At 36.3% G+C, this 6,240-nt stretch carries 6 protein-coding genes and 1 pseudogene; all 7 read left to right on the top strand.

What is annotated here, in order from left to right; genetic code table 11:
• Nucleotides 1-322 precede the first annotated feature (322 nt).
• Nucleotides 323-1,099, top strand: a complete 777-nt coding sequence (locus RG571_RS11555) for a hypothetical protein (protein WP_258430677.1) — start codon at nucleotides 323-325, stop codon at nucleotides 1,097-1,099.
• A gap of 36 nt (nucleotides 1,100-1,135) precedes the next feature.
• The gene (locus RG571_RS11550; RefSeq protein ID WP_195193815.1) at nucleotides 1,136-2,080 is read left to right on the top strand and encodes an LCP family protein; all 945 of its coding nucleotides are present in this window, start codon (nucleotides 1,136-1,138) and stop codon (nucleotides 2,078-2,080) included.
• Nucleotides 2,081-2,095: 15 nt separating this feature from the next.
• Complete coding sequence (locus RG571_RS11545) at nucleotides 2,096-2,875, top strand: YveK family protein (RefSeq protein ID WP_195193814.1); 780 nt, start codon at nucleotides 2,096-2,098, stop codon at nucleotides 2,873-2,875.
• A gap of 11 nt (nucleotides 2,876-2,886) precedes the next feature.
• Complete coding sequence (locus tag RG571_RS11540) at nucleotides 2,887-3,585, top strand: CpsD/CapB family tyrosine-protein kinase (protein WP_010727517.1); 699 nt, start codon at nucleotides 2,887-2,889, stop codon at nucleotides 3,583-3,585.
• 27 nt (nucleotides 3,586-3,612) lie between these two features.
• Complete coding sequence (locus RG571_RS11535) at nucleotides 3,613-4,377, top strand: tyrosine-protein phosphatase (protein WP_002327775.1); 765 nt, start codon at nucleotides 3,613-3,615, stop codon at nucleotides 4,375-4,377.
• A 63-nt stretch (nucleotides 4,378-4,440) separates the two neighbouring features.
• Nucleotides 4,441-5,130 carry a sugar transferase gene (locus tag RG571_RS11530; protein ID WP_025478625.1) on the top strand — a complete coding sequence of 230 codons (690 nt, stop codon included), beginning with the start codon at nucleotides 4,441-4,443 and terminating at the stop codon, nucleotides 5,128-5,130.
• 15 nt (nucleotides 5,131-5,145) lie between these two features.
• Nucleotides 5,146-6,240: pseudogene (gene cps2T / locus RG571_RS11525) on the top strand (beta 1-4 rhamnosyltransferase Cps2T); the annotation flags it as partial.

Genomic DNA, 6,240 nt, shown 5'->3' with positions numbered 1-6,240 from the left:
AATATAAATAACTATTATTAATTCAATGTTAATTTTTTTGTTATTTTATTTTTTGTGTAACTTTTAAAAACACCTATGAAAATTAAGGAAATAAAAATGAAATCGATTAATTGTTATCTTATTAATGTTTTATTTACTTTTAAATCGTAAATTGCCCTAGTTAAGAGAACAGTTTGTGGTATGATTATATAGGGAAAACTTGTTTACAAATATTTCTGTGAATATATTAGTTTAATTATGTTTTTTAAAATAAAAAGCTGTCATTTTTATGTAAGTGAATTATATCTTAATTTATCTATCATCAATACTTAGGAGTGAATCTATGGAAAAGCCATTCGTCAAGTCATTGACTGCTGTGGCGGTAGGTGCAGGTGCTATTGCGATCTGTTTGTTTGGTTACCATATCAATAATCAGCGGCAACATCAGCAACGGATCAATTATGCAGAATCTGCCATCACCAATCAAAAAGACACCTTGACTTCTTTATCAAAAGAAGTAGACAAGCTGTATAGTACAAAAGAAAAAAATTTTCTAAACCCTGAAATAACAGAAGAAACAATCACAAGTTTGTCAAATAAGCTATCCTCTGTCAAACTTTCAGCAGATGATTACGACATCAAAGAATCAGAATTGCCTAAAGAAGCAGTTGCAATCCAAGATGAGAAGAAAGCAATCGTGATACAGTTAGATAGTGCAGAATCAAAACTGAAGATCCAGACAGCTGTCAACGATTTATTTACTAAAAATATATCAAACTGGCAGCAAGCTGTAGACGATGTCATCATCAAAGAAAAGGTGACAAGTGCAGATGTCGCTCGTGTACGTGAAAATATGAGCTTTTTTAAAGATAGTCCTTGGAAAACGGTTGTTATGCAATATCTAGGATTCGCTGATACCCAGATCGCGCAAGTCACGCAACTAGATCAGTTATTCGATACGATGTTGAAGGATGGTCAAGTGACTGCCACCGCTACTTACGATCAATATTTGACGGCGCTCAGTCAAATAGAGCAGATCCGGAATGAAAAAATAAGCACAGCATACGCAACAAAAGCACAAACTGTTGCTCAGCAAATGGGCTATAGCAATATAAGTTAGTAACAATTAAAGCAAAGCTAGCAAACGGAGGAAACTATGGCAAGACGAAGAAGAAAATCAAGAGGGAAAAAAATATTTCTGATTATTTTAGCAGTTCTTATCGTATTAGTATTAGCAATTGTAGGAGTAGGAGCAAAATTATATCTGGATCTCTCACATTCTATTGAGAAAACTTACGAATCAGTGGAACGAACCCAAGGAGAACGAACGAAACCAGTTGATCTGGACAAACAAGAATCTTTCTCTGTTCTATTGATGGGGATCGATACTGGAGACCTAGGTCGGGTCGATCAAGGAAGATCAGATACGATAATGGTGGCCACAGTCAGTCCTGAAGACAAACAGACAACGATTGTCAGCATTCCTCGAGATACGTATGTCGACATCGTAGGTCGTGACACAAAAGACAAGATCAACCACGCTTACGCATTCGGCGGAGCTGCCATGGCGATGGATACCGTACAAAAATATGTAGATATCCCAATTGATCACTATGTCTCTATCAATATGAAAGGGCTAAAGGAACTCGTTGATGCAGTTGGTGGTATCGAAGTCAATAATGACCTCACTTTCTCACAAGATGGCTATGACTTTCCAATCGGTAAAATTACATTGAACGGGGATCAGGCATTATCTTATTCTCGTATGCGTTATGAAGACCCAAATGGTGATTACGGTAGACAAGGGCGCCAAAGAAAGATCGTAGAAGGCGTAGCAAAAAAAGTATTGAGTCTAAATGGTGTCAGCAACTATCAATCCGTTTTGAATGCTCTAGAGTCGAATATGAAAACAGACATGAGCTTTGATGAAATGAAAAAAATCGCTTTAGATTATCGGGAGGCATTTGGTACGATCAAGCAAGATCAGCTGCAAGGAGAAGGCTTCATGCAAGATAATATCTCCTATCAAAAAGTCAGCGATCAAGAACTTGATCGTGTGAAAAAAGAATTAAAAGATCAAATGAATCTAGAGAATAAATAGGAAAGTGGAGAAAAAATGGAAGAGACAATCAGCTTGAAAGAAATTTTTGAAACATTACGCAAACACTTGGTAACAATCATCATCTCAATGTTTGCTGGCTTGGCCATCTCAGGAATCGTAACATTTTTCATCTTGACACCAAAATACAGTTCACAAGCACAATTGATCGTGACACTGCCACAATCAGACACTGCAAATGTCAATGATGTCAATACGAACTTGCAAATGATCAATACGTATAAAGATATGATCGTCAGTGATTTAGTGCTCAATGAAGTCAAAGATCGTTTAGAAACAGAAGACAATGTGAAAATGACGGCTGAACAAATCAAAGATGCTATCTCAGTCAATCAGTCACAAAATTCACAAATGTTCTCGATCCAGGCAATAAGCACGAATGCAGTGACTGCTCAACAGATCGCTAATACAACTTCACAAGTTTTTCAAGAAAACGCCAAAGACGTGATGAATGTCGATAAAATCTCGATTATTTCAGGTGCAGTTGCCAATACGACACCTGTTTCGCCAAATAATAAATTGAATCTAGTGATTGGCTTAGTATTAGGAATGATGGTAGGCGTAGGTTTGGCATTCTTATTCGAATTACTTGATCGGACAGTGAAAGATGAAAAATATGTGACGGATACATTAGGATTCCCAATCTTAGGAACAGTTTCAGAAATGTCAGCGAAAGAATTGAACGCAGGTATCCGTAAAAAAGGATCAGCTCCTGCACGACCAAAAGCTACAAATGATAAAACAGCCCCATCACGCAGAAGCCGCTCAAGAGTCTAGGAGGAAGAAAAATGGCACGAACACAGAAACAAAAAGCAACACAAACTCATGCAGTTAGTTTGATCACATTAACAAACCCATCTTCACCAATCGCCGAACAATATCGTACGATCCGGACGAATATCCAGTTTGCCTCCGCAGCTGGTCAGCAAATCAAAACGATTGTTGTGACTTCATCAGGTCCTGGAGAAGGAAAATCCACCACTGCAGCAAACATTGCAGTCGTTTTTGCTAAATCCGGTCAACGAGTTCTACTAGTCGATGCAGATTTACGTAAACCTGTCGTCTATAAGACATTCCAGCTAAACAATGCAAGTGGATTAAGTACAGCACTTAGTTCATCAGGAAGTGTAGCAGATGTGATCCAACGAACGCCAGTCGAGAACTTGTCGATTTTGCCTAGTGGACCTAAGCCACCCAACCCATCAGAATTGTTAAGCTCGCCAAGAATGGATCAGATCCTAGCCGAAGCAAGACAGTTATTTGACGTGGTGATATTCGATATGCCACCAGTAGTAGCCGTAACAGATGCACAGATCATGTCTTCAAAAACAGATGGCACTTTATTGGTTGTACGTGAAAATACGTCACGTAAAGAATCCTTGACTAAAGCAAAAGAACTGCTAGAGATGGTACAAGCACGAGTCTTAGGTGTCGTATACAACGGAGCAGAACATAGCAAAGATGCTGGTTATTACTACGGAAATTAAGGAATAAGAAGAGAGGAGACAAGAGAAATGATCGATCTACATTGCCATATCCTACCAGGAATCGATGACGGGGCAGAAAACTTAGAAGCAAGTATTGCAATGGCTGAAAAAGCGATTCAGCAAGGCATCACGCACATTTTATGCACACCACACCACAATAATGGAAAATACAGCAATGAAAAATCACAAGTCATTTCTCTAGTCGCTTCGTTACAAGCCGAATTAGAGAAAAGACAGTTGCCTTTGACGTTATTGGAAGGACAAGAAGTACGTATTACCGGAACGCTCATCGAAGACATCCACCGAGATGAAATTTTATTTACAGATTTAGATGATACATATCTTCTGATCGAATTTCCGACACTGGAAGTGCCATTATATGCAGAACGGCTTTTTTTTGAGTTGTTAGAACTAGGAAAGACACCAGTGATCGTCCATCCAGAACGTAACGCGCATTTTCGTAAAGACCCGAATCATTTGCTTCCGTTCCTAGATATGGGATGCTTGGCCCAACTTACTGCGCCAAGTTATGTTGGTGTATTTGGCAAAGATATCCAGAAAACAGCCAAAACGATGGTCAAACATAATCTCGTGCAGATGGCTGCTTCTGATGCCCATGGGGTCTCTAAGCGCACCTTTTACTTAAAAGAGTGCTATGAACAGATTGCCAAGGACTTTGGTAAGGAAAAAGTAGTACAGATGAAACAAGTCGCAAAGGATCTGATCAACGGGGATGAAATCAGTTATCCAATCTATGAAGAGGTAAAAAAGAAGAAGTTTGGTTTATTTTAGTTCTTTATTCGTAGATAAAAAGGAAATGAGGAGAGAGTGAAGATAGTGAAAGGGACTGAAAGTATGGAAAGTGAAGATTTGTTATCTCGTATTAGTGAAGTACATCCTAATCAAGTTTGGTTGGATAAAGAAAAAGTAGAAAAACGATATATCTATTTATTTTTTAAAAGAATGATTGATATTGTAGGAAGCATTATTGGTTTGATTTTAGCTTCTCCTTTGATGTTTTATGTAGCTTATCGAATCAGAAAAGAAGAGCCAGGAAGTCCGATATTTTTTAGCCATACACGTGTTGGTAAAAATGGAAAAACATTCAAAATGCATAAATTCCGTTCGATGTGTTTAGATGCTGAAGAAAAATTGGAAGAGTTACTGGATCAAAATGAAATAGAAGGCGCAATGTTCAAGATGAAAGAAGATCCACGTGTTACCAAAATAGGTAAATTTATCCGTGCTAAAAGTATTGATGAATTACCACAGCTATGGAATGTTTTAAAAGGAGATATGAGTCTAATTGGCCCACGTCCACCTTTGGAAAGGGAAGTAGCTGAGTACACGAGATATGATCTTCAACGCTTGTATGTAAAACCTGGATGTTCAGGTTTGTGGCAAGTTAGTGGTAGAAATGATGTTAGTTTTCATGCAATGGTTGATTTAGATTTAGAATATATAACTAATCAAAGCCTATTGAATGATTTTAAACTAATTATCAAGACAATTTGGGTTGTTATAAAACCGAATGGGGCATATTAGTAAGGGGAAAAAAAGTTGGAAAAAACAAAGATTAAACATGTATATATAATAGGATCAAAGGGGATTCCTGCAAAATATGGTGGGTTTGAATCATTTGTAGAAAACCTTACTAAAAGACAAACTAACAAAACGATTCAGTACCATATTGCTTGTATGACTGAAAACTCTTTAAAATCGGATATTAAAGAAAAAGAATTTATTTATAATGGAGCTGAATGTTTTAACATAGATGTGCCAAACATTGGTCCAGCAAGAGCTATTTATTATGATTTAAAAGCTTTAGAAACATCTATTGAAAAGGCAGAAAAAAATAGAGATATAGTTCCTATTTTTTATGTTTTGGCTTGTCGTATCGGACCGTTTATCGGACATCTAAAAAAAGGATAGATAAGATTAATGGTAAACTTTTTGTTAACCCTGATGGACACGAGTGGTTAAGAGCAAAATGGAGTTACCCTGTAAGAAAATATTGGAAGATTTCAGAAAGGCTTATGGTTAAGCATGCAGATCTATTGATATGTGATAGTCAAAATATTGAGAAATATATTCATAAACAGTATAGCAAATACAAACCAAAAACAACATATATAGCTTATGGGACTGATTTAGAGCCTTCAAATTTAAAAGAAAACGATAGTGTTGTGAGAAACTGGTTTGAAGAAAAGGGGATAAAAGAAAAAAATTACTTTTTAATAGTAGGACGATTTGTCCCAGAAAATAATTATGAGGTAATGATACGTGAATTTATGAAATCATCTACTAATAAAAATCTTGTGTTAGTTACTAATGTAGAAAAAAATAAATTTTATGAGAATTTAAAACGCACAACAGGATTTGAAAAAGACACACGCATAAAGTTTGTAGGAACAGTCTATAACCAAGTTTTATTAAAGTATATTCGAGAAAATGCGTTTGCTTATATACATGGTCATGAAGTAGGGGGAACAAATCCCTCATTACTCGAAGCACTCTCTAGTACTAAGCTAAATCTATTATTAGATGTAGGATTCAATCGAGAAGTAGGAGAAGATTCTGGGATTTATTGGAAAAAAATAATTTAGCAAATATAATTAATGATTTGGAAAATAATTATGAAAAATATTTTATTAA

Source organism: Enterococcus sp. FR204 (genome assembly GCF_031143325.1).
GTDB lineage: Bacteria > Bacillota > Bacilli > Lactobacillales > Enterococcaceae > Enterococcus_B > Enterococcus_B faecium.
Note: the sequence above shows the minus strand (reverse complement) of the source record. Positions and strands in the feature narration are given on the sequence as shown.

What these genes read in the sequence shown, in the direction of transcription:
- RG571_RS11555 (WP_258430677.1), top strand. Translation starts at nt 323, where the DNA reads ATGGAAAAGCCATTCGTCAAGTCATTGACTGCTGTGGCGGTAGGTGCA.
- RG571_RS11545 (WP_195193814.1), top strand. Translation starts at nt 2,096, where the DNA reads ATGGAAGAGACAATCAGCTTGAAAGAAATTTTTGAAACATTACGCAAA.
- RG571_RS11535 (WP_002327775.1), top strand. Translation starts at nt 3,613, where the DNA reads ATGATCGATCTACATTGCCATATCCTACCAGGAATCGATGACGGGGCA.
- RG571_RS11530 (WP_025478625.1), top strand. Translation starts at nt 4,441, where the DNA reads ATGGAAAGTGAAGATTTGTTATCTCGTATTAGTGAAGTACATCCTAAT.
- RG571_RS11550 (WP_195193815.1), top strand. Translation starts at nt 1,136, where the DNA reads ATGGCAAGACGAAGAAGAAAATCAAGAGGGAAAAAAATATTTCTGATT.
- RG571_RS11540 (WP_010727517.1), top strand. Translation starts at nt 2,887, where the DNA reads ATGGCACGAACACAGAAACAAAAAGCAACACAAACTCATGCAGTTAGT.